Source organism: Streptomyces sparsus, from assembly GCF_054776295.1.
On sequence record NZ_BAAHCA010001682.1, the window covers coordinates 1 to 577 of the forward strand.

1 protein-coding gene is annotated in these 577 nt (G+C 76.3%); it reads left to right on the forward strand.

Going from position 1 to position 577, the window contains the following annotated elements:
- The coding region (locus tag ACYVE9_RS30285) for a Rossmann-like and DUF2520 domain-containing protein (RefSeq protein ID WP_461031051.1) at nucleotides 1-577 on the forward strand (577 nt) is incomplete at both ends.

A 577-nucleotide genomic window follows, 5' to 3' on the forward strand; every position in this document is an offset into this window, starting at 1 on the left:
CGGGCCGCCGAGCTGCTGCCCGGTGTCCCCCTGGTCGACCCGGCCGAGGTGCTGGCCCGCGCCGACCTCGTGCTGCTGACCGTGCCCGACGACGCGCTGCCCGAGCTGGTGCGCGGGCTCGCCGAGACGGGCGCGGTGCGTCCCGGCCAGCTCCTGGTGCACACCTCCGGGCGCTTCGGCACCGCCGTGCTCGAACCTGCGCTGCGTGCCGGCGCGCTGCCGCTGGCGCTGCACCCGGTGATGACGTTCTCCGGCACCGACGTCGACGTGCCCCGCCTCGCGGGCTGCTCGTTCGGCGTCACCGCGCCCGAGGAACTGCGCCTGGCGGCCGAGGCGCTCGTCATCGAGATGGGCGGCGAGCCGGAGTGGATCGCCGAGGAGAGCCGGCCGCTCTACCACGCGGCGCTGGCGCTGGGCGCGAACCACCTCGTCACCCTCGTCGCCCAGGCCATGGAGCTGCTGCGCACCGCCGGCGTCGAGGCCCCGGACCGCATGCTCGGTCCGCTGCTGGGCGCCGCCCTCGACAACGCCCTGCGCTCCGGTGACGCCGCGGGAGGGGTGACCGCCTGGATCATGA